22 protein-coding genes are annotated in these 21,855 nt (G+C 56.3%); 3 read left to right on the top strand and 19 right to left on the bottom strand.

Features of this window, described 5'->3' with window-relative positions:
• Positions 1-5 precede the first annotated feature (5 nt).
• On the top strand, positions 6-1,040 hold the full coding sequence (locus AAZT04_RS14640) for a methyltransferase (protein ID WP_061069179.1): 1,035 nt from the start codon (positions 6-8) through the stop codon (positions 1,038-1,040).
• Positions 1,041-1,097: 57 nt separating this feature from the next.
• On the opposite strand, the gene gutQ is transcribed toward AAZT04_RS14640, so the two are convergent.
• From gutQ to AAZT04_RS14560, 16 genes are all read right to left on the bottom strand, one after another.
• Positions 1,098-2,069, bottom strand: a complete 972-nt coding sequence (gene gutQ / locus AAZT04_RS14635) for an arabinose-5-phosphate isomerase GutQ (protein WP_020828113.1) — start codon at positions 2,067-2,069, stop codon at positions 1,098-1,100.
• Complete coding sequence (gene srlR / locus AAZT04_RS14630; RefSeq protein WP_434680633.1) at positions 2,062-2,835, bottom strand: glucitol operon DNA-binding transcriptional repressor SrlR; 774 nt, start codon at positions 2,833-2,835, stop codon at positions 2,062-2,064. Before srlR ends, gutQ begins: the two co-directional genes overlap by 8 nt.
• An 83-nt stretch (positions 2,836-2,918) precedes the next feature.
• Complete coding sequence (gene gutM / locus AAZT04_RS14625; protein WP_122080004.1) at positions 2,919-3,275, bottom strand: transcriptional regulator GutM; 357 nt, start codon at positions 3,273-3,275, stop codon at positions 2,919-2,921.
• A 68-nt stretch (positions 3,276-3,343) separates the two neighbouring features.
• Positions 3,344-4,123: a sorbitol-6-phosphate dehydrogenase gene (gene srlD, locus AAZT04_RS14620; protein WP_434680631.1), complete on the bottom strand. Its 780-nt coding sequence runs from the start codon at positions 4,121-4,123 to the stop codon at positions 3,344-3,346.
• A 10-nt stretch (positions 4,124-4,133) separates the two neighbouring features.
• Positions 4,134-4,496, bottom strand: a complete 363-nt coding sequence (gene srlB / locus AAZT04_RS14615) for a PTS glucitol/sorbitol transporter subunit IIA (RefSeq protein WP_434680629.1) — start codon at positions 4,494-4,496, stop codon at positions 4,134-4,136.
• Positions 4,497-4,518: 22 nt separating this feature from the next.
• Complete coding sequence (srlE, locus tag AAZT04_RS14610) at positions 4,519-5,496, bottom strand: PTS glucitol/sorbitol transporter subunit IIB (RefSeq protein WP_020828108.1); 978 nt, start codon at positions 5,494-5,496, stop codon at positions 4,519-4,521.
• Between the two features lie 15 nt (positions 5,497-5,511).
• Positions 5,512-6,060: a PTS glucitol/sorbitol transporter subunit IIC gene (gene srlA / locus AAZT04_RS14605; RefSeq protein WP_020828107.1), complete on the bottom strand. Its 549-nt coding sequence runs from the start codon at positions 6,058-6,060 to the stop codon at positions 5,512-5,514.
• A 265-nt stretch (positions 6,061-6,325) separates the two neighbouring features.
• Positions 6,326-7,375, bottom strand: coding sequence for a class I fructose-bisphosphate aldolase (gene fbaB / locus AAZT04_RS14600; RefSeq protein WP_012146277.1), 1,050 nt, complete (start codon positions 7,373-7,375; stop codon positions 6,326-6,328).
• Positions 7,376-7,580: 205 nt separating this feature from the next.
• Entirely contained in the window at positions 7,581-8,267 is a 687-nt protein-coding gene (locus tag AAZT04_RS14595) for a GntR family transcriptional regulator (RefSeq protein ID WP_434680626.1), read from the bottom strand.
• A gap of 151 nt (positions 8,268-8,418) precedes the next feature.
• Positions 8,419-9,894, bottom strand: coding sequence for a mannitol dehydrogenase family protein (locus tag AAZT04_RS14590; RefSeq protein WP_434680624.1), 1,476 nt, complete (start codon positions 9,892-9,894; stop codon positions 8,419-8,421).
• A gap of 54 nt (positions 9,895-9,948) precedes the next feature.
• Entirely contained in the window at positions 9,949-11,238 is a 1,290-nt protein-coding gene (locus AAZT04_RS14585) for an MFS transporter (RefSeq protein WP_020828104.1), read from the bottom strand.
• Between the two features lie 360 nt (positions 11,239-11,598).
• On the bottom strand, positions 11,599-12,615 hold the full coding sequence (locus AAZT04_RS14580) for a Zn-dependent oxidoreductase (RefSeq protein WP_434680808.1): 1,017 nt from the start codon (positions 12,613-12,615) through the stop codon (positions 11,599-11,601).
• A 14-nt stretch (positions 12,616-12,629) separates the two neighbouring features.
• The gene (gene manD, locus AAZT04_RS14575) at positions 12,630-13,844 is read right to left on the bottom strand and encodes a D-mannonate dehydratase ManD (RefSeq protein WP_434680622.1); all 1,215 of its coding nucleotides are present in this window, start codon (positions 13,842-13,844) and stop codon (positions 12,630-12,632) included.
• 212 nt (positions 13,845-14,056) lie between these two features.
• Positions 14,057-14,974 (bottom strand): lipid kinase YegS, encoded by a 918-nt coding sequence (yegS, locus tag AAZT04_RS14570; RefSeq protein ID WP_020828101.1) that lies wholly within the window; start codon positions 14,972-14,974, stop codon positions 14,057-14,059.
• Between the two features lie 473 nt (positions 14,975-15,447).
• Entirely contained in the window at positions 15,448-16,800 is a 1,353-nt protein-coding gene (gene yegQ / locus AAZT04_RS14565; protein ID WP_434680619.1) for a tRNA 5-hydroxyuridine modification protein YegQ, read from the bottom strand.
• A gap of 177 nt (positions 16,801-16,977) precedes the next feature.
• Complete coding sequence (locus tag AAZT04_RS14560; RefSeq protein WP_020828098.1) at positions 16,978-17,316, bottom strand: YegP family protein; 339 nt, start codon at positions 17,314-17,316, stop codon at positions 16,978-16,980.
• 351 nt (positions 17,317-17,667) lie between these two features.
• On the opposite strand from AAZT04_RS14560, the gene AAZT04_RS14555 reads away from it, so the two are divergent.
• Both AAZT04_RS14555 and AAZT04_RS14550 read left to right on the top strand, forming a co-directional pair.
• Positions 17,668-17,931: an antitoxin gene (locus tag AAZT04_RS14555; protein ID WP_020828097.1), complete on the top strand. Its 264-nt coding sequence runs from the start codon at positions 17,668-17,670 to the stop codon at positions 17,929-17,931.
• A 2-nt stretch (positions 17,932-17,933) separates the two neighbouring features.
• Positions 17,934-18,320, top strand: coding sequence for a type II toxin-antitoxin system VapC family toxin (locus tag AAZT04_RS14550; protein ID WP_020828096.1), 387 nt, complete (start codon positions 17,934-17,936; stop codon positions 18,318-18,320).
• A 6-nt stretch (positions 18,321-18,326) separates the two neighbouring features.
• On the opposite strand, the gene baeR is transcribed toward AAZT04_RS14550, so the two are convergent.
• From baeR to AAZT04_RS14535, 3 genes are read right to left on the bottom strand one after another with little or no spacing between them, the layout of a single operon-like run.
• Complete coding sequence (gene baeR, locus AAZT04_RS14545; RefSeq protein ID WP_020828095.1) at positions 18,327-19,043, bottom strand: two-component system response regulator BaeR; 717 nt, start codon at positions 19,041-19,043, stop codon at positions 18,327-18,329.
• Positions 19,043-20,425: a two-component system sensor histidine kinase BaeS gene (gene baeS, locus AAZT04_RS14540; protein ID WP_046372938.1), complete on the bottom strand. Its 1,383-nt coding sequence runs from the start codon at positions 20,423-20,425 to the stop codon at positions 19,043-19,045. The genes baeR and baeS overlap by 1 nt, the downstream gene beginning before the upstream one ends.
• The gene (locus AAZT04_RS14535) at positions 20,425-21,855 is read right to left on the bottom strand and encodes an MFS transporter (protein WP_434680614.1); all 1,431 of its coding nucleotides are present in this window, start codon (positions 21,853-21,855) and stop codon (positions 20,425-20,427) included. Before AAZT04_RS14535 ends, baeS begins: the two co-directional genes overlap by 1 nt.

The raw sequence follows: 21,855 nt of genomic DNA, 5'->3' as shown, positions 1-21,855 counted from the left end.
TGATCATGGCAACTAATCACGTCACTCTTTCTGAAGATGAAAAAGCCTCTTTGTATTTGTTGGATCAAACGATGGGATTCACCGTGCAGGCCGCCTTGCGGGCTGCGGCTGAGCTGTGCGTGGCCGATCATCTGATCGACGGCCCCAAAACGGCCCAGGAGCTGGCAAGGAAGCTGGAAGTAAATAGCAGAATGCTGCATCGGGTCTTGAGTATTCTGGCATCGCGCAATATTTTTTCCGTTTCCGAAGACGGACGTTTCTCGCTTAACCCGGTAGCGCAATATTTACGTTCAGACTTGCCGGATTCACTGCGTGGCGGTGTAATGATGCTGACGGATGAAACAATGTGGCGTCCGTTGGGAAAATTGGCGGCAACGTTACGCGGCGAACCGGTATTTAAACAAATATTCGGCATGCCATTCTATGATTATTGGTCGCAAGAGGATATTCCTGACGCGGAAAATGATTTTCATATCGGCATGGCATCGATGTCGGCGTTGGAAAATAAAATTTTGATGCGTAGTTATAAATTCCCCGAGCATTCTACGGTGGTAGATATCGCCGGGGGATTTGGCGGATTGTTGCTGAGCGTATTGCGCGCCAATCCGACGGTTAAAGGCATTCTTTTTGACCAACCGCAGGTATTGCCAAGAAACCGCCTTGGTGAGTTGGGTGATGATTCGCGTTGGGAAACCTGCGCGGGCAGTTTCTTTGAAGCCTGTCCGACGGCAGACTTTTATCTGTTGAAATTTATCGTCATGGACTGGGCCGATGAGCCGGCCAGTCGCATATTACGCACCTGTCGTAATGCGATGCACCCGCAATCGAAGCTATTGCTTATTGAACCTGTAATAGTGCCGAATAACACCGCCTGGGACAGCTGCCGGGAGCTTGATTTGGTTCTGATGGGTAGTTTTGACGGTGGGCAGGTGCGCACCGAAGAAGAACTGAAGGCGCTGTTGGCCAGCGCCGACCTGAAGCTGAACCGGATTATCGATACCGGTTGTTATTTGTCGATCGTCGAGGCTGTACCGAATTGATACCCGAGATGAATAGGCAAGGAGGAACCCGCATTGCTGCGGGTTTCTTCAGTTTAATTAGCCGATCCCGGCCTGATGCAAGTCGTGCAGGTTGATCGCGCCGACCAGCACGCCGTCCAGATTGACCACCGGTGCGGCACTGATATGCTGTTCGTGCAAAGCTTCCAGGGCTTCCCCTGCGCGCCACTGCTCCGGCAAGCGATAGCCAGGGCGGGTAATGGCCGGGCTCAACGCATCCTGCAGGCTATTGCCTTTTACCAGCCAGCGGCGCAGGTCGCCATCGGTAAATACCCCCACCACTTTCTGCTGTGCGTCGCACACCGCGACTAACCCCAGCCCGGTGCGGCTCAGTTCGAGCATGGCTTCCATCACGTTGGCGCTTTCACTGACTTTCGGCAGACGATCGCCGGTGCGCATCAGGTGATGTACCCGGTTGAGCAAACGCGCACCCAGGCTGCCGCCCGGATGTGAACGGGCAAAGTCTTCGGCGTTGAAACCGCGCTGGCGCATTAAAGCCATTGCCAATGCGTCGCCCATCATCAGCGTATTGACCGCGCTGGAGGTCGGCGCCAAACCCATCGGGCAAGCCTCGCGTTCGACACTGATGTCCAGCATGCAGGCCGCAGCCAACGCCAGAGGTGACTCTTTGCCGCCGGTGATGGCAATCACCGGGATGTTATTTTCCGCCAGCAACGGCAGGATTAAATCCAGCTCTTTGGCGCGGCCGGAATAAGAGATAAACACCACCACGTCGTCGGCGCCAATCATGCCGAGATCGCCATGCAGTGCTTCTGCCGGGTGCACGAAGAACGACGGAGTGCCGGTACTGGCCAGCGAGGCGGCAATTTTTTTACCGATGTGGCCGGATTTGCCGATGCCGGAAATCACCGCCTTGCCCCGGCAGTTCAGCAGCAGTTCGCAGGCGCAGACGAAATTATCGTCCAGTCGCGCCAGCAGGCGTTGTGCTTCAGTCAGCTCAATTTCCAGCGTTTCGCGGGCAAAGGCCAGCAGGGCAGCGGCGTTACTCATCAAAATCTCCTACCAGAATGATATTGATCCCTTTCGCCTGCAATGCGGCGAGGTAATCCGGATTGATGTTTTTATCGGTGATCAGGGTATCCACGACGCTCAGGTCGCAGACCACGTTCGGGCTTTTGCGGCCGAACTTTGACGAGTCCACCAGCAGGATAATGCGGCTGGCGGCTTCGCACATCGCCTTGCTGACGTTGTGCACTTCGTTAAAGGTGGTGACACCGGCATTAAGGTCCACGCCGTCCGCCCCGATAAACAGTTTGTCGAAGCTGAACTGCTGGAAAGCCGATTCCGCCAGGCTGCCGTGAAAGGACGCTGACTTTTTGCGATAGGTGCCGCCAGGCATCAGGATGGTTTGGTCGTTATCCAGCTCCACCAGCGCATTGACGATGTGCAGGCTATTGGTCATGACCGTGATGTTATTGAACTGCGCCAGATGCGGCACCATTTGCAGCACGGTACTGCCGGCGTCGAAAATCAGCGAATCGCCGTCGTTGATAAGCCCAATGGCGGCATAGGCGATCTGGCGTTTCTTTTCGGTATTGATATGGGTTTTGCGGTCGATAGGCTGATCGCCATCGTCGCGGCTGAGCACCACGCCGCCATAAGTGCGGATCACTTCACCTTCCTCTCCCAGCAGGGTGAGATCCTTGCGGATGGTGGTGCCGGTGGTGGCAAAGTGCGCTGCCAGGGCATCCACTGCCGTTTTGCCATGCCGCTGCAGATATTCAAGGATAGCGGCCTGCCGCTGCTTTGGTTTCATAGCCCGTCCTGTTCACAAGAGTTGCGCATTTCCCTTCGGCTAACAATTCAATATGAAAGGTAATGTCTTTTAATGTGAAAATATCATGATTTAGGGGCAATCGCTAACGATAGTGCAGTCTGGCATGCGGGATCCTCGGGGAAGATCACATCCGGGCGAAGATCGCGCTGATGCAGGCCGTGCAGCCGGGCGATAGGTTTCGGTTGAGCAAAGATGGTCAGGCCACGCATTAACATGCTGCCGCAAACCCGCCGCTCGGAATCAAAGGCCAGCGCCAGCACCACCCGGGGTTGAAAGCGTCCGCCGGAACGCCCGACACCGACGGCACCCAGCCGGCACAGGCCGTCGAAGGCACGGTTGAAACGTTGGATCTGCCACCAGCCGAGGGCGATTTGCAGTAGCCAGGCCAGAACTGCGAAGGTGATCAATGCCTGAGTCATATAGCCTCCTGTTTGTTTTCCCTCTCCAGAAGGAGAGGGAGCGTTGACAAGATCAGAACATCAGAACATCAGAACATCACCTGACCGCCGGTAATGTTGATCGACTGGCCGGTGCAGTAAGAAGCCTTATCGCTGGCGTAAAACAGCAGGGTATTCAGCACGTCCTGATAGTCACATCCGCGTTTCAGCGGCACCTTGTCGGTGTAATACTTTTCAACCTGGTCCGGCGCGATCCCCAGTTTTTGTGCGTATTGCGGCAGCAGCGACTGGAACATCGGCGACTTCAACAGGTTACCCAGCATTAAGGAATGCACGGTAATGCCGTATTCGGCCAGATCAAGCGCCAACGACTGTGTCAGCCCCACGCCGCCGAACTTGGCGGCGCTGTAGCCGGAGTTGTGCTTGCTGCCGACCTTGCCGGATTTAGAGTTGATCTGAATGATGCGTCCGGCAATGCCGTCGCGGATCATCAGGCGAGAAAACTCGCGGGCACAGAGAAAATAGCCCACCAGATTGACCTGCAGCGAGCGGTCGAAATCCCCCAGCGGGAAATCGGTGATCGGTGCCGCCTTGGCGATACCGGCGCTGTACACCAGCAGGTTGGCCGGGCCGAATTCATCGTCAACCGCTGCCACCAGCGCAATCACGCTTTGTTCGTCGGTGGCGTCGGCCTGGAAACCACGCGCGCTGCCCGCGCCGTATTGGTCGTTAATCTGTTGTGCTACCTGCCGGGCGTTACCCGCGTTTAAATCGGCGACCGCCACGCGATAACCCGCCTGCGCCAGACCCTGGCACAGAAATGCACCCAACGTTTGGCCACCGCCAATCACTACAGCTACTTCAGACATGGTTTACTCCTTATGCGATAAATTTCAGCGTGCTGCCCAGCGGGATATCCGCCGGCGTGGTGCCGGATACGTGGATCGAGCCGGGAAATTCGGCCTGTGGCTCTCCGTCGAAACGTACGGTGAGGTGACCCAATTCACGCAGGTTTTGAGTGGCGACGTCACCGACGGCGGTGATCGGATAACGTTGCTCTGCCAGCTCCATCCACCCCCCGGCCTGCAATTCACCGGAGGTGTTGCCGTGCTGGTGGATGAAACAGAATTCTTCGATGTCTGCCGGTGCGCCTTCACGGAAGGTGATCAACATGTCATCTTGCAGCGCCTCGCGGGCGCAGTCGCCAATCTGGGTGATGGTGGTCTGGAAAATGGAATTCATAACGGCTCCCTGGCAAACGAAGTTATTGGTAGATGAAGGCGGATGCGGCCCAGGCGATCAGTACCGTCGGTGCGCCGGTCAGGAAACGTCCGACCAATACCGAAGGAACGCCGACCCGAACCGTGTCCTGCTTGGCCTCCGCCAGCGACAGGCCGACGGGAATAAAGTCACAGGCGGCCTGCGCGTTAATCGCGAACAGCGCGGGCAGCGCCAGCTGCGGCGGAATATGGCCGAGGCCTATCTGCACCCCGACCAATACGCCGATCACCTGAGCGATCACTGCGCCAGGGCCGAGGAACGGCGATAGCAGTGGGAAAGAGCAGATCAGCGCCAGCGTCACCAACCCAATAGGGCTGTTGGCCAATGGCGTCAGGCCGTGGGCGATAAAATCCCCCAGGCCGGAAGCCATGATGATGCCGATCAGCGCTGAGACGAACGCCATAAACGGCAGTATGGTCTTCAGCACCGTGTCGATGGTGTCGCGCCCGGCCTGGAAAAACACCGCCACCACCGATCCCATGCCCATACCCACTTTGGCCAACAGGCCGTCGCTCTGCTCGGTGATTTTTTTGCTGGTGTCGTAATCCCGTCCCTTGGGTTGCGACGTGGCTGTCGGGATCTGATCGGTAGCCGCTTCCACCCGGCTGATGTTGCTATCACGCACGCCGGAGACGTAAATATCCTCGAGGATAAACTTCGCCAACGGGCCGGATTGGCCGGTAGCGTGAATGTTGACCGTCGGAATACGGCGCTTCGGGTACAGGCCGCAGCGCAGGGTACCGCCGCAGTCGATCACCATGACGCCAATTTCGTCTGCCGGCGGTTCGCCTTCTTTAAAGCCATCGACGGCAGGCCAGCCGGTCAGTTCGCTAATTCGGTCGACGATCGATGGGCGGGTACCGGCAGTGATGTACACCACTTTTTTGCCAGGTTCGATCGGCAACGTTAATGGGCCACCCCAGCCGCTGGCGCCTTTCTCAATACGGATATAAGCACTCATGCTGCACTCCACGAATTAAAGTTGCACCTGGCGATCCAGGCGGATCCCCATCTTGCGTTCGAACAGGCTGGTGGTGAGATCGGTGATCCAGCCGCGGAAAAAGTTGGTGAACAGCCCGACCAGAAAATAGCTCACCGCCAGCGGCCCCAGTGGCAGGCCGAGGGTGGTCAACCCGCTGGCAATGCCGAGATAAACGAAGAGTTCGCCGGGGTTGATATGCGGGAACAGACCGTTCATCGAGTGGCAACTGTAGGACGCTGCCGCGTAATAGCTGGGTTTGTATTTCTCGGGCATAAAGCGCCCGAGGCTGAGGGTCATCGGGTTGCAAAAAACAAAGGTGCCGATCAGCGGCAGCAGCAGATAACGAGAAACCGGGTTTCCCGCACAGCGCTGCGCCAAGCGTTCGATACGTTCCTGGCCTACAAATTTGATCAGCGCGTTCATAATGACCAACAGGCTGATTAACAAAGGTAAAATGCCCGTCACCATGCCGACAAACACTTCACCGCCTTTCTGAAACAGGCCGATAAACCATTCGGCTCCGTGGGTGATTAGCTCAATCATTATTATTCTCCTGTGATGGAAGGTATGGCCTGGAGCGAACGGCGGCTCTGTCGCCATGGGCCTTACACTAATCACTTTATGGATTCATTTGTTTTAAATGGATCACAGTTTGAAAGATAAATATTTTATTATGAAAGTTAATAATGAAAGAAAAATAACATTAAGCGGCGGGGGGAACAGAAAAGGGGTGCGGGGATCGACAGAAAAATGCGACAAAAAAGCCCGGCGAACCGGGCTGGAGAAACGAACTGGGTGTGGCTTGGGATCAGGCGATGGTGACTTTCTTGTCCAGGTAGGTGTCCTGAACGGCATTGATCAACGCCACGCCTTCTTTCATCGATTTCTTGAACGCCTTGCGCCCCAGAATCAGGCCCATGCCGCCTGCGCGTTTGTTGATGACCGCGGTGCGAACCGACTCCTGCAGGTCATTCTCACCAGCGGCACCGCCGGAGTTAATCAACCCGGCGCGGCCCATATAGCAGTTGGCCAGTTGGTAACGCACCAAATCGATCGGGTGGTCGGTAGTCAGCTTGCTGTAAACGCGGTCATCGGTATAACCGAATTTCACCGCGCGGTAGCCGCCGTTGTTTTCCGCCATTTTTTGCTTAACGATATCGGCGCCGATGGTGGCGGCAATGTGGTTGGCCTGGCCGGTGAGATCGGCACTGGAATGATAGTCCACGCCATCTTTGTTGAACGCCGGGTTGCGCAGATAGGCCCACAGCACGGTGACCATACCCAGCTCGTGCGCGCGCTCGAAGGCGCTGGAAATTTCTTCAATCTGGCGGCGTGACTGCTCGGAACCAAAGTAAATGGTGGCGCCGACCGCAACCGCGCCCATGTTGAACGCTTGCTCGACGCTGGCGTACAGCGTCTGGTCGTATTGGGTCGGGTAGCTCAGGGTTTCGTTATGGTTCAGTTTGACCAGGAACGGAATTTTGTGCGCGTAGCGGCGCGAGACTGACGCCAGCACGCCATAAGTGGAGGCGACGCAGTTACAACCGGCCTCAATGGCCAGTTCGACGATATTTTTCGGATCAAAATACAGCGGGTTAGCGGCGAAAGAGGCGCCGGCAGAATGCTCAATGCCCTGATCGACCGGCAGAATAGACAGGTAGCCGGTGCCGGCCAGGCGGCCATGGTTAAGCAGACTTTGCATTGAACGCAACACGGTGTTGGGGCGGTTGTTATCGATCATTATCCGGTCAACAAAGTCGGCGCCCGGCAGGTAGAGATTTTCAGCAGGGATGGTAGTACAGCGGTGTTGCAACAGGTCTTCCGCTTCCTTTCCTAACAACTGTGCAATATCAGTCATGATTAACTCCCGATTTAGCTTCTTCATACACCGGCAACCTAAGGTATCTGACCACCAGCGTAGCAAAAAGCGGTGATTGAAGCTGATAGAACGATAGTAATGAAATCCTGATGGCAAGGAGAAACAATAGATGCGATTGAGAGGAATTGCCATTTGCGTGGCCAAATACGTGGGGACGATCGCCCCACGGAAGATTTGTGGCTGATTATTCGACTTCAAACCACTCGGTATTTTGCAGGGAGATAGGCGTGATGGAGTAAATCATCTCTTGCAGGTGTTCATGAATGGCGCGCTCGGCGGCGTCGGCATCCTGTGCTTTCAGCGCTTCAAAAATGCGGTAATGCTGTTGGATCAGGCTTTCCGGCGGCGAAACCTCGCTCAGGCTGAGAAAGCGCACCCGATCCATGGTGGCCTTGATGGTTTCGATGGTTTCCCAGGCCAGCGAGCAGTCGGCGAACTGCGTCAACAGTTGGTGGAACTCGTCGTCCAGTGCCAAAAACTCACGGGTTTGCCGATTTTGCGCCGCCAACGTCTGGCGATGCAAATTATGCTCCAGCGTCATCAGCTGCTCCGCCGTGATCCGTTCTGCGACACGACGAACAATCGCGCATTCCACTGCCTGACGAATAAAGCGCCCGTCGGCTACCCGCTTGGCGGAAATCTTCATCACGAAAGTACCGCGCTGCGGCAGGATCTGCACCAGTCCCGCTTCCGCCAGCTTGATAAAGGCCTCGCGCACCGGCTGACGTGAAACGCAAAAGCGGGTGGAGATCTCTTTCTCAGACAACAAGGTGCCGGGGGGAATGGTGCAATCGACGATATCCTTACGCAGGAACCGATAGATTTGCTGATTGACCGGGAGGTTGTTGGTAAGGCTGTAGGTTTCAGACATGGTGAAGATCGGTAATCTGGCTGAGATTCGGGTGCCACCATACTAGCAGATTATTCTTTGATGGCGGGCGGATTAATCCACCCACTTAATATGATAACTCAATGATGCTCTCCGTCGGCAGGAGAGACATGAGGGAGGTCTGCCAGTATCGTTATTCCGTGACGGGCAGCGCGGCAACGGTGGCTCGAGCCCCCTGCGCCAGCAGCGTAAGGTAGGCATCGGTCACCGCCTTGACGAACCGTAAGCTGTCCGGCAAATCGCGCCCAAACACCGTTTCAAGCTGCAGCAGCGCCAATACCCGTTCGGCGCCTTCGTGGCTGTTGCCGACCCGTTCGGCAAGACGTTCACGCAGGGGATCGTTGATTTCGATAATCTGACCCTGTTCGTCCTGGCCGCCGACGTAACGCATCCAGGCGGCCACCCCTAAAGCCAGGCAGCTAAAATCGCTGCCCTGTGCCAGGTGCCAGCGGATGGCGTCCAGCAAACGCTGTGGCAGTTTTTGCGTACCGTCCATGGCGATTTGTCCGGTGCGGTGCTTCAGCGCACCATTGCGATAGCGAGCCAACAGCGATTCGGCGTACTGCGTCAGATCCACACCGCTGACTTGCAGCGTCGGCGCCTGTTCCGCCAGCATCAGATGGCGCGCCGCACGCACAAAATGCGCATCCTGCATGCAGTCGCTGATATGCGCATAGCCGGCCAAATAGCCCAGATAAGCCAGAAAAGAGTGGCTGCCGTTGAGCATCCGCAGCTTCATTTCTTCGTAAGGCAGCACGTCGTGGACCAGTTCGACGCCGACCTTTTCCCACGCCGGACGCCCCTGAGGGAAGTTATCTTCTATTACCCATTGGCTGAAGGGCTCGCAGGCGACAGCGACCGGATCGACGATACCACCCAGTAAACCTTCAATCTGCCGCAGCGTTTCCGCCGTCATCGCCGGAACAATGCGGTCGACCATGGTGGAGGGGAAGGCGACATGCTGTTGAACCCACGCCGCCAGTTCCGCATCCTGTCGCAGCGCCAGTTGGCAGAGCAGGTTGCGGGTCACCTGGCCATTGGCCGGCATATTGTCGCAGGACATCACGGCGAATGCCGGCAGCCCACGCTCACGACGTAGCCGTAGCGCCGCCAGCAGCAAACCGGGGGCGGACTTTGGCCGCTGCGGGTGGGCGATATCATGCTGAATGTCCGGATGTTCAGCCAGCAACTGGCCACTGGCGGGATGATAACAGTAGCCTTTCTCGCTGATGGTCAGTGAAACGATAGCGACCTCCGGCTGCGCCATGGCTTCAAGTACGGCTTCCAGCCCGTCGACCTGCAGATGCAGCGCTTGCCTGATAATGCCGACAACCTGACCTCGCCAGCCGCTGTCGTCCATTTCGGCCACCGTATATAACAGGTCCTGACGTTGTATATCGGCGATTTTTTGCTGGCCGTTGTGCATGCTGATCACGCCGTAGCCCCAATCGCTGGCGTGATCCTTTGCCAGACGCTCGGCGTAAATCGCCTGATGAGCCCGGAAAAATGCGCCAAAACCGAGGTGTACGATTCGGGGTTTTAGCCGTTGGCGATCGTAGCCTGGTGCTGCAATTGCCGCCGGTAGCGCGGCGGTGCTGGAAAGCGTCATGTTGTTGTTCCTGAAGAAGGGGAAATCGGGGCGACCTTGGCCGCCCCTGAAGCATTAAGATTTCGAGATTTGCGGCTGTACGGTGTTGCGCGGTGCCTTGATCACCAACAGCACCAGCACTGCACCCAGCGCAGCCACGCCGCCTGCCAACATAAAGGCGCTGTCGAACTTACCGGTGTTTTGCACAATGTAGCCGGTCACGATAGGGCCAATGATGCCGGAAACGCTGCCGACCAAATGGATAAAGCCGCTGGCACCGCCGACCCGGGACTTATGCACCACGTCCTGAATAATCGCCCAGTAAATGGCGCCGGTGATGTACAGGAAGAATATCGACACCGACATCAGCACCACCGCCGGTACGACGCTGCTGACGGTACCCGCCAGGGCCACGCAGATGGCCGCCGCCAGCAGGCTGGTGACCAGCACGATCTTGCGCGATAGCAATAGCTTGCCGGTGATATTGAAAATCTTGTCGGAGATATAGCCGCCGAGCGCCAGCCCGACAAAGCCGACAATCCACGGGATCATGGTGGTGAGGCTCATTTCCTTGATGTTCAGGTTATGCGCCTGAACCAGATAGGAAGGGAACCAGCTCAGGAAGAAGAACAGGATGTAGTTGTAGCAGAAGAAAGCGAACGCAGTGACCAGGATGATCGGCTGTTTCAGGTAGTAACCCAGCCCGTGTGCCGCGTTGCTCAGCTCTTCTTCCGCGCTGTGGGTTTCCTGTTTCATCCGGTTGACCAGCGCAAGTTCCTCATCGCTGACGCGTTTGCTTTTCGCCGGGTTATCCGCCACCACGAAGAACCACACCAGCATCCAGACGATACCGATCGAGCAGATAATCATAAACGCCGGTCGCCAGCCGAACGCCAGTGCCAGATAGCCGACGATTGGCCCGGCGACGGCACCACCCAAAGGTGAACCGGCGCTGAGCAGCCCCATGGCGGTTGCGGCCTGTTTCTTCGGGAACCAGCCGTTGATCATCTTATTGGCCGAGGCGCAGATTGGCCCTTCCGCCATGCCGAACAGCACGCGCAGGATCAGCATGGAATAGAAACCGGTGGCTAATGCCGTCATGCCGCAGAAAATCGACCACAGGCCAACGGCGACACCGAGCACCAGCGTCGGGCCGAACTTGTCTACCGCCAGCCCGCCGACAAAGTTGAAGATGGCGTAACCGAAGAAGAAGCTGCCGAAGATGATGCCGAACTGTTCGGCATTCAACATCAGATCCTTCTCGATCATCGGCACGGTAATCGACAGCGCAACGCGGTCGAGGTAGTTGATCATGTAGACCATAAACAGCAGAAACACTATGGTCCAACGCAGGTTTTTAAACATAAAATCACTCCACTTGGTATAGGCTGTGTCCCGTCATTGTCCGTGGCGCCGTCGCAGACCCAAAGGCCCGTAATCAAGGCGGAGGATGCTGGGCATAGTGGGCCTACGTTCAAGCCCGACAACACAGAGTACGGGTCTTTGGGGCGCGACCCGGAGGGCTGGGGCCATTCGAACGCGCGCGTGTCGCGTGTATTGCATGCTGCTTATTTGGCCTGCCAAACCTCACAGCTCGCGCCTTGTTGCGCGTTCAAATGACCACCAGCGGCGTTCACGTACAGTGACGAGGCGCAGCCTGGCTTAATTGCGAAGCTTCATGGTTGAAGAGGGCGCTTCCTGCATCCCTCAGCCCTGGTAAATTCATCAGTCAAATTGCAGTAACACCTTGCAGCAGGTGCGCTGATCTTGTTCGAACATCAGCATCGCCTGCTCAACCTCGCTGGCCGACACGCAGTGGGTAATTAATCGTTGTGGATCGATTTTGCCGTTGGCCATCCAATCGATGACCTGCGGGAAGCGTCCGCTGTTTAGGCGTGAGGAGAAAATCGACAGCTCCTTGCTGGTGATGCTTTGCTGGGTCAGGGTGCAGGCCTCGCCGGAGAAGCCCATGATGCCGATACGCGCCGCCGGTGATGCCAGGTTAATCGCCTCCTGCAAAATGGCCGGATGGCAGGCGGCGTCGACGATCAGCGTCGGCTGGAGTCCGCGCCGCTCCAACTCGGCTTGCAGCGAGCCTTCAGCGTTATTGAAGGTCCAGTCGGCACCGTTTTCCTGCGCCATCACCAGGCGCTCACTGATGCGGTCGGTCACGATCACCTGCTTCACGCCGTAGACCCCTTTCAGCGTTTGGATCACCGTCAGCCCCATCGGCCCGGCGCCGTAGATCAGCGCGATGTCATCGGCAGTGGGTTGCAGGTGGGCGGTGATATTGGCGCCAATGGTGAAGGGTTCGACCATGGCGGCATGGCGATCGCTGATGCTGTCCGGGATGCGGTAGGCATTGCGCGCCGGGGCGCAGGCGTAGTCGCTGAATCCCCCGTCGCGGTGCACGCCAATTACCTGCAGCTCGGTGCAGACGTTAGGGCGGCCTATAGAGCAAGGGTAGCAATGCCCGCAGTTGACGACCGGATCGACAGCAACGCGTTCCCCGATGCGTTGTGGATCGACACCGCACCCCACTTGGTCAATGACGCCAAAAAACTCATGCCCGATGACGCGCGGGTAGCGAGCGAAAGGGTTATGGCCATGGTAGATATGCACATCTGAGCCGCAAATACCGGCGAACTTTATCTTCACCCGCACTTCGTTGGCTGCCGGCTGCGGCAAGGGGCGTTGCTGGATAACCAGTTGGCCTGGTTTTTCAATGACCACGCTGTGCATGGTGCGTTCTTCTGTTACCAGTTCCATAAGGTACCATCCTCCAGGCGTGCGACCGGCAGATAAGCCGGTTCATAGGGATAACGGGATGCCAGTTTTTCATCGAACTCGATACCCAGCCCCGGCTTATTGCCCGGATGCATGTAGCCGTCGTTGAAGCTCCAGCTGTGCGGGAATACTTCGAGCATCTGTTCGGAGTAACCCATGTATTCTTGTACGCCGAAGTTAGGGACCCACAGATCAAAGTGCAGCGCCGCCGCCATGCAGATAGGGGATAAATCGGATGGCCCGTGTGAACCGGTACGTATCTGATACAGCGAGGCAAAGTCGGCGATACGGCGCATGCCGGTAATGCCGCCGGCGTGGGTCAGGGTGGTACGGATATAGTCGATCAGCTGTTCTTCGATCAGTTGCTTGCAGTCCCAAATACTGTTGAAGACTTCGCCGACGGCGATAGGGGTCACGGTATGCTGGCGGATCAAACGGAAGCATTCCTGATTTTCTGCCGGGGTCGGATCCTCCATCCAGAACAGGCGGTATTGTTCAATGCTTTTACCGAAGCGGGCGGCTTCGATAGGGGTCAGCCGGTGGTGCATGTCGTGCAGCAGGTGTTCGTCGAAACCAAAACGGTTACGTACTGCTTCAAACAGCTTGGGGGTGAAATCGAGGTATTTTTCCGTTGACCACAGCTGTTCTTCCGGCCAGTTGCCTTTGGTGGCGGGTTCATAAGCCAGGCCTTTGCCTTTGGCCATGCCGTAGGTGGTTTTCATGCCAGGCACACCGCATTGGACACGAATGGCTTTAAAGCCCAACTCTTTATGTTTGGCGTAGTCGTCGAGCACTTCGTCGATGGAATGGCCGGTGGTGTGGCAGTACACCATGACGCCGGTACGCGATGCGCCACCGAGCAATTGGTACAGCGGCATATTGGCGGCCTTGCCCTTGATGTCCCACAGCGCCATGTCTACGGCAGAGATGGCGGACATGGTGACAGGCCCACGGCGCCAGTAGGCGCCTTTATAGAAGAACTGCCATATGTCTTCGATCTGATGGGCGTCCCGGCCGATCAACTGCGGACAGACATGATCTTTCAGATAGGACGCCACCGGTAGTTCACGGCCATTAAGCGTGGCGTCACCGATGCCGGTAATGCCCTCGTCGGTAGTGATCTTCAGCGTGACAAAATTCCTGCCTGGGCAGGTCACAAATACCTCTGCGTTAACAATCTTCATAACGTCTTTATCCTGTTCCCACGGGTCATCATATTGGACGGAAAATACGCCATGAACTAACTACCATACAAGTATGATTTAAAGAATTTGCCGGAGAGGATCACATTTCGATGCGGAATAAAGTGCAAGCGACAGGCGGTAAATTATTTGGGATAAAGGGGCTGATGCTATGACGAGTGGCGCTCAGCCTTGCCGGTGAGCGCCATAGACGGTTATTCGGGGGTAGGGCCTTGACCCAGCAGCCCGCAGTTTGGCGGCAGGCGACATTCAATGGCATGCGGCAACACTTCAATGCGAAAATGCTTGCCCTTCAGGGGTTCACCGTCGAGGTTAAAGGTCATCTCGTGCGGGGCCTTGATCTCCAACCACGGCAGTGCGGCGCTGATGACGTTTTTGTTTTCTTCGTCGTTAAACAGGCTGGCTACCAGCGCCGGCAGTAGTTCATCCGCGATCAACAGGCGCAGTTGCAGCAAGCCGTCGTTAATCAGCGCGTCCGGGCAGAGTTGCTGACCACCTCCGGCCTGTTTGCCATTGCCGATGCCGATGACCAACGCATTGCCTGCCCAGTGGAAATCCGGCCCGCGGATCTCGCAGCGGTCGGCCTTGAGCGTATCCATGCGCAACAAACCGTGGATAAAGTAGGACACGCCACCCAGCGCCGCCTTCAGCTTCTCTGGTGTTTCGGTGGTGATGCGTGTGCCGAATCCGCCGGTTGCCATATTGATGAAATAGCGTTCATCGTTCACTTTCGCCAGGTCTATCGGCACCGCGCGGCCTTTTACTGCCAACCGCAATGCCTGTTCCGGCATCAAAGGAATGTTGCAGGCCATGGCAAAGTCATTGGCGGTGCCCAGCGGCAGAATACCCAGTACCGGGCGCCCGGCCGCCGGCAAGGCCGTTAGTGCCGCAGCCACTTCGTTGATGGTGCCGTCACCACCGCCGGCAATCAGCGTTTTAACACCCAGTTGGCAGGCTTCCCGTGCGTAACGCGCTGCGTCACCCTGTTCCCAGGTTACGCGAACGTGAAGAGGCTGGCCTTCATCTCGCAACTTTTGTACTGCAAGGCGAACCTCGTCGTTGCCGGCGCCTTTGCCGTTAATGATAAGAAGCGCTGGTGCTGGTGAATGCATTCCCGATATCTCCCGGCTGTAAACTATAGGGCAACGATAAACTACCCATCGGCGGCAGGCCATCAGAATATTCAGTTAATTCTGATTAATCCTGACCTGGCAGAGATTATTTCTGCAGGATTGACTTAAATTAAGATATATCCGTGGGAAAGTTAGTGGTTTTTGTTAATGCATTAATTAATCGTTGTAGCTTTATTTTTATATCGCCATGACAACAGGGCGTAATGAAAAATAGGCAAGTCAGTGAATTGAAAGCTAATGGATATATTAGATAGGGTTATTTCACGACAGCAAAGAAAAAGCCAGTCCAAGGGAGATTGGACTGGCTAAGGAGGTGGTTCCTAGTATTGCTATGCAAATCTTTTTCGTTCTTAGTTTTAAGCAGCCTGATGTTAACCAAGCTGCGGAGTAATTGATGTGATCCAATTCTAATATTTGCTAAAAAATGCCATTAAAGGATCACTCCCTGCATTTTATGCCGCAGGAGTATTGGTATCCGGCAAATTTCGGATCAGCAACGCGTAATTGAGATCGATATCTTGCGGGATCGGCAAATAAACGATATGGCCGTTACCCGGCGCCACGTCGATCGCTTCACCTTTCTTATTTTGCATGCTCTCCAGGGTAAACAAGACGTTACCTCCTGGGGTCATCATTTCTACGCTGTCGCCGAGTAGGAATTTGTTTTTCACGTCAACTTCAGCCCAGCCGTCACGCCGTACCCCGGTGAATTCGCCGACAAACTGTTGGCGCTCAGACAGCGATGAACCGTAATCGTAGTTTTGCTGCGCTTCATGTACGTGACGGCGCAGGAAGCCTTCGGTGTAACCCCGATGTGCCAGGCCTTCGAGCGTGGTCAACAGAGTGGGATCGAAAGGCTTGCCGGCGACGGCGTCATCGATGGCGCGACGATAGACCTGCGCGGTACGCGCGCAGTAGTAGAAGGATTTGGTGCGGCCTTCAATCTTCAGCGAATGCACACCAAGTTGCGTCAGGCGTTCCACGTGCTGGATGGCGCGCAAATCCTTCGAGTTCATGATGTAAGTGCCGTGTTCATCCTCAAAGGCGCTCATGTATTCACCCGGTTTCTGCGCTTCGGACAGCATGAACACCTTGTCGGTGGGGGCCCCGATGCCCAGCGTCGGCTTGACGGTCTGCACCGGGATCGGTTCATGCATATGCACGATGTTGCCGGTCTCGTCTTCTTTACCTTCTTCCGCTTTGTACTGCCAGCGGCAGGCGTTGGTGCAGGTGCCCTGATTAGGATCGCGTTTGTTGATATAGCCGGACAGCAGGCAGCGGCCGGAGTAGGCCATGCACAGCGCACCGTGGACGAAGATTTCCAGTTCCATCTCCGGCACCTGGGTGCGGATTTCTGCGATCTCTTCCAGCGATAGCTCACGCGACAGGATCACCCGCGTAAGGCCCATTTGCTGCCAGAATTTTACCGTCGCCCAGTTTACCGCATTTGCCTGTACCGACAGGTGGATATCCATCTGTGGGAAGGCTTCACGCACCATCATGATCAGGCCGGGATCGGACATGATCAGCGCGTCCGGGCCCATGTCGATCACGGGTTTAAGATCGCGCAGGAAGGTTTTCAGCTTGGCATTGTGCGGGGCGATATTCACTACCACGTAGAAGCGTTTTCCCAACGCATGGGCTTCGTTAATTCCCTGCGCCAGATTCTCGTGGTTGAATTCATTGTTACGTACCCGCAGGCTGTAACGCGGCTGGCCTGCATAAACCGCGTCGGCGCCATAGGCAAAGGCGTAACGCATGTTTTTCAGCGTGCCGGCTGGGGAGAGGAGTTCCGGTGTAAACATAATGAGTCTCGGTCTGATTTCAGGTCAGTACCACACCACCAAATGGCGCAGTAAAAGCGGGGAATTGTAGCCGCAGCGCGGCGAGAAATCAGCAGGTAACCGGATTTATTACAGGGAGATTGATCCTGGTCATAAGAAAAACGCGCGATGGCGGGCATCGCGCGCCTTACAGATGCATTAAGCGCTCAGATCGCGCACGTCGGTGGCCGGACCGTTTTTGATCACCGACTGAATACCGTTCTTTGCCGCAGTTTCAGAGCTGTACATCTCACTGACGCCGATCACCTGATGGTTTTTGGCTTTCAGCACGAAATAAGGCTGATTGCTGGTGCTGTGCTTGAGTTCGTATTGTGCTTCGTGGGGGGAATTGGTTTGCACCGAGGCAATGCCATTCTCCGCCGAGGCCTTGCTGGCGTACATCTCGCTGGCCAGAATGATTTCGCCATTGCTGGCTTTCAGGTTGAAGTGGTATTGCCCATTCTTTGCTTTTTTCAGCTCATAGTGACCGATTGCCATGGTTCTTCTCCTGTGGGTTCCGATTAGTGATGTAAGTGTAGCCAATGGCTTGAAATTGAGCGGCTAATAAACCGGACTTGAGAAGGGTAGCGCAAAAAAAACGCCATTTTTTTGCGCTGACAGGGAGTTTTGTGCAGCGGATACTGCTGTAGCACGGGAAGCTAACGGGGGATTGTCATGCCGAAATTTTGCGCAGCCCGCCGCATTCTTGAGCACGCAGTATTTCAACCGCAACCTGGGAAGGCTAGGGTGAGGCCGTTGCATTATTGCGGTCAAAAAATAAGCGCCGCATATTGGCATCTCCCCTTAACAGGCATATGCTTAGGCCTATGCCTGTTAAGGGGGATGGAAATGGAAAGGGTCGCGAAACTGTTTAAAAACGGCAGAAATCAGGCGGTGAGGTTACCCGTGGAATTCGAATTTGATACAGATCGTGTGTATATCCGCCGCGATCGGGAGGGAAACGTGATTTTATCTAAATATCCGGCCAAACCTGACAGCTGGGCTCCGCTGCTGCAAATGATCGAAAAAACGCAGGTACCGCATGACTTTCTGGCGGCTGATGAACGTCAGCAGGGCAGTGCCACCCGCGATCCGTTCGCCGGGGAAGAGTAAGCATGTATATGTTTGACACCAATACGGTCAGCCAACTGTTCCGTCGGCATCCCCGCTTGCTGAGCCTAATGGAAAAAATCCCGCCTTCTGCGGTATGCATTTCCAGCATTACGCAGGCGGAACTGCTTTATGGCGTAGCCAAGCGGCAGAACCTTGCGCTGAAAGCGACGGTCGCGGCATTTCTTGATTCCGTGACGGTATATGCCTGGGACAGTGAAGCCGCGCATTGCTATGGCACGCTGCGGGCGGAAATGACGCAAAAGGGGCGGGTGATGGGGGCCCTGGATCAGCTTATTGCCGCCCACGCGCAGAGCCGCGGAGCGACAATAGTGACTAACGACCGGGCGTTTGCCATGGTGCCAGGCCTGACGGTAGAAGACTGGACCTAGGGCCGATTAAAGCCCGTTCACCAGGCGGCAAGGTTCGGACTCCCAGCGGTAACCGACGCCGTACACGGAGCGGATAAATGATTTCTCGCCGTCGATCAGCTCCAGTTTGCGCCGCAGGTTTTTGATGTGGCTGTCGATGGTACGGTCGGTCACCACCCGGTAGTCGTCATACAGATTATTCAGCAGCTGCTCGCGCGAGAACACGTTGCCCGGCTGGCTGGCCAGGGTTTTCAACAGGCGAAACTCCGCCGGAGTGAGATCCAGCATCTGCCCCTGATAGCTGGCCTGAAAGCGCGGTTCGTCAATGTGAAGCTGCGTTTCTTCCTGCATATTGTCCAATGGGCGATAGCAGCGGCGCAAAATGGTTTTTACGCGCGCAACCACTTCACGCGGGCTGTAAGGTTTGCAGATATAATCGTCTGCACCGATCTCCAGCCCCAGCAGGCGGTCGATCTCTTCAATTTTTGCCGTCACCATCACCACCGGAATATCGGTGAAACGGCGCAATTCTCGGCATACCGTTAACCCATCGCTGCCCGGCAGCATCAGATCCAACAGGATCAGCGCCGGCGAATGTTCATGTACCGCCGGGACCACCTCGCTGCCGTTGGTCAGCCAGCGCGTGGCATATCCCGCCGCCTGCAGGTAGTCCACCAGCAGTTGGCCGAGCTTTGGCTCATCTTCAACAATCATAATTTGCAACGGTTGATTCTGGGTTTCCATCATGACGCCTTATTCATTACCGGGGTGGCGAATTCTACTGTAATCCGCACGCCGCCCAAAGGCGAGTGCTGGGCGTAGATCGTCCCGTTGTGTGCTTCCACTATGTTTTGACAGATTGACAACCCCAGACCGGAGCCGCCACTGGCGCGGTTACGCGAACCTTCGGTACGGTAAAAACGTTCGAAAATGCGCGCCAACTGATCGTCATTGACGCCCGGCGCGCTATCCTGCCAGTAAATCAGCAGGCGGCCTGGCTGCGTCTGGGCGCCAATCTCCAGCTTGCCGCCGGCGTCGGTGTAACGCAGGCTGTTTTCCAGCAGGTTGTTGAATAGTTGGTTAAGCCTGTCCGGATCGCCAAACAGCGGTGCCTGTTCTGGCAGTTGGGTCACGATGTCCAACCCTTTGGCGTGAAAACGCTCGCGGAAGCTGGCTACCGCGATTTGCAGTAAATGCACGCAATCAACCTGCGATTTACGGTAGGCGAGCGCACCGAGATCGGATAACGACAGTTGATGCAGATCGTCCACCAGTTTGGTCAGGGTGGAGACTTCGGCCTGCAAGGATCCCAGCGAAGCAGCCGTAGGCTGACGTACACCGTCCTGCAGCGCCTCCAACTCACCGCGCAGCACCGCCAGCGGGGTGCGCAACTCGTGCGAGACGTCGGCCATCACGGCGCGCCGCATCTGCTCATTTTTTTCCAATGAGGTAGCGAGCTGGTTGAAGTCATGCGCCAGCCGACCCAGTTCATCCTGGCTGCTGACGGCTACGCGGGTGCTGAAATCGCCAGCCGCCAGCCGGTGGGTACCGGCTACCAGGCGTTTGACCGGCGCCAGCAACCCGCGCGACATCAGCCAGGTGACCGCCGCTGCCAGCAGGGTGGACAGGGCGACAATCATCCAACTGGTGCGTCTTTGCTGCTGATCGAAACTGATGTCGGTATTACGTGTCAGCCTCTCTATGGGCGTCGTAATTACCCAGCCGACGATTTCATTGTTGTAGCGAATCGGATGACGCGGGCCCTCCTTCGGTACCGGGCCGGAATGCCCCACCAGCCGGTTGTACTGGCTGTCCACCACCCAAAACTGGGTGCGCCAGCCTTTGGGCGGCAAATTGTGGCTGCTGTCGCTGTTTTGTTCGAACGAACGCATGATCTGGTAAATCACCTGATCGTTATTACGCAGAAAAACCCAGTTACCGTGACGACTGTACTGTTCTTCCAATGCTTCGCTCAGCATGTTGATGCGCTGCTCGTTGCTGTTTTTGATGTAGTCGATAAAACCGCGCTCGAAGCTGATGCGAACGCCCCAATGCATGGTAATGAGCACCAACATGCAGGTGGCGAAAATGGCCATGAACAGCTTGCCGGTGATGCCTATTTTCATTATTGCAACCTCGTGGAGCCGGTCCCCGGCTCTTTGGTCAGCGTACGGTTGGGGGCGGTATCGGCCGGAACGCGGGCGAAGGCCAGCGCGGGCAGCGCGATGATCAACGCCATGCAACAGTAGCTGTAAATAAATGCGCTATGGATGGCCGGGCTGTCGGTAACCACCTGATGATGGGCAAAGCTGCCGATCAGAATACCGGCGATGCTGACGCCGAGGCTCATCGACAGCTGCATCACCATCGACAGCAGACTGTTGCCGCTGCTGGCCAGTCGATCCGGCAGATCTTTCAGCGTCAAGGTGTTCATGGCCGAGAAGCGCAATGAGTTGACCATGCCCTGGAAAAACAGTACTACCGGCAGCAGCCAGATCCAGCCCAGCATCGCCACCAGCGGGAAACTCAGGCTGATCAACGCCAGCATCAGCGTGGCGGCAACCAGCACGTTACGGTAACCGAAGCGATTAACCACCCGCACCACAATGCGTTTCATTCCCATGCTGCCGATAATCATCGGGATCATCATCAGCCCGGCGTGGAACGGGGAGAAGCCCATGCCGACCTGCATAAACAGCGGTGTCATAAAGGGCAACATGCCGCTGCCGATACGGCCCAGCAGGCTGGCCGTCAGCCCCACTTTATAGGTTTGGGTTTTGAATAACCGCAGTGAGAACAATGCGCGGCTGTTGCCATGCGCATGCCACCAGTAACCCGCCAGTGCCGCGATGCCGGCAATCACCAGCGCGGCGATGGTGGGAGAGGAGAGCCCCATCCCTTTGTGGCCGTCGAGCGCCAGCGTCAGCGTCACCATGCCGATCGCCAGCATGATAAAGCCGCTGATGTCGAAGCGACGGGTCTGCATGCGGTAATTGGGCATCAGCAGCAACGTGGCGATGGCACCGGCGATCCCCACCGGGATATTGATCAGGAAAATCCAGTGCCAACTGGCGTACTGCACCAGAAAACCGCCCAACGCCGGCCCCATTAACGGGCCAATTTGGCCGGGCAGGGTGACGAAGGTCATCGCGGCCATATACTGTTCGCGCGGGACGATTTTCATCACCGTCAGGCGACCCACCGGTACCATCATGGCGCCGCCGATGCCCTGGATCACGCGCGAGGCGATCAGCTCATTCAGCGTCTCAGAACGGGCGCACAGAATGGACCCCAGAGTAAACAACACGATGGCGCTGAAGAACACCCGCTGAACCCCAAATCGATCCGCCAACCAGCCGCTGGCAGGCAGCATCACCGCCACCGTCAGCACATAGGAGACAATCACCGACTGCATGCGCAGCGGGTTCTCCCCCAGGCTGACGGCCATCGACGGCAGGGCGGTGTTGACGATAGTGGTGTCCAGCGTCTGCATAAAGAAGCCGAACGCCACGATCCAAAGTTGCCATTGTACGGAGGCGGTGTGTTTTATCAGCAT

It is taken from the genome of Serratia sp. Je.1.23.a (assembly GCF_051129805.1).
Lineage (GTDB): Bacteria > Pseudomonadota > Gammaproteobacteria > Enterobacterales > Enterobacteriaceae > Serratia > Serratia liquefaciens.
Note: the sequence above shows the minus strand (reverse complement) of the source record. Positions and strands in the feature narration are given on the sequence as shown.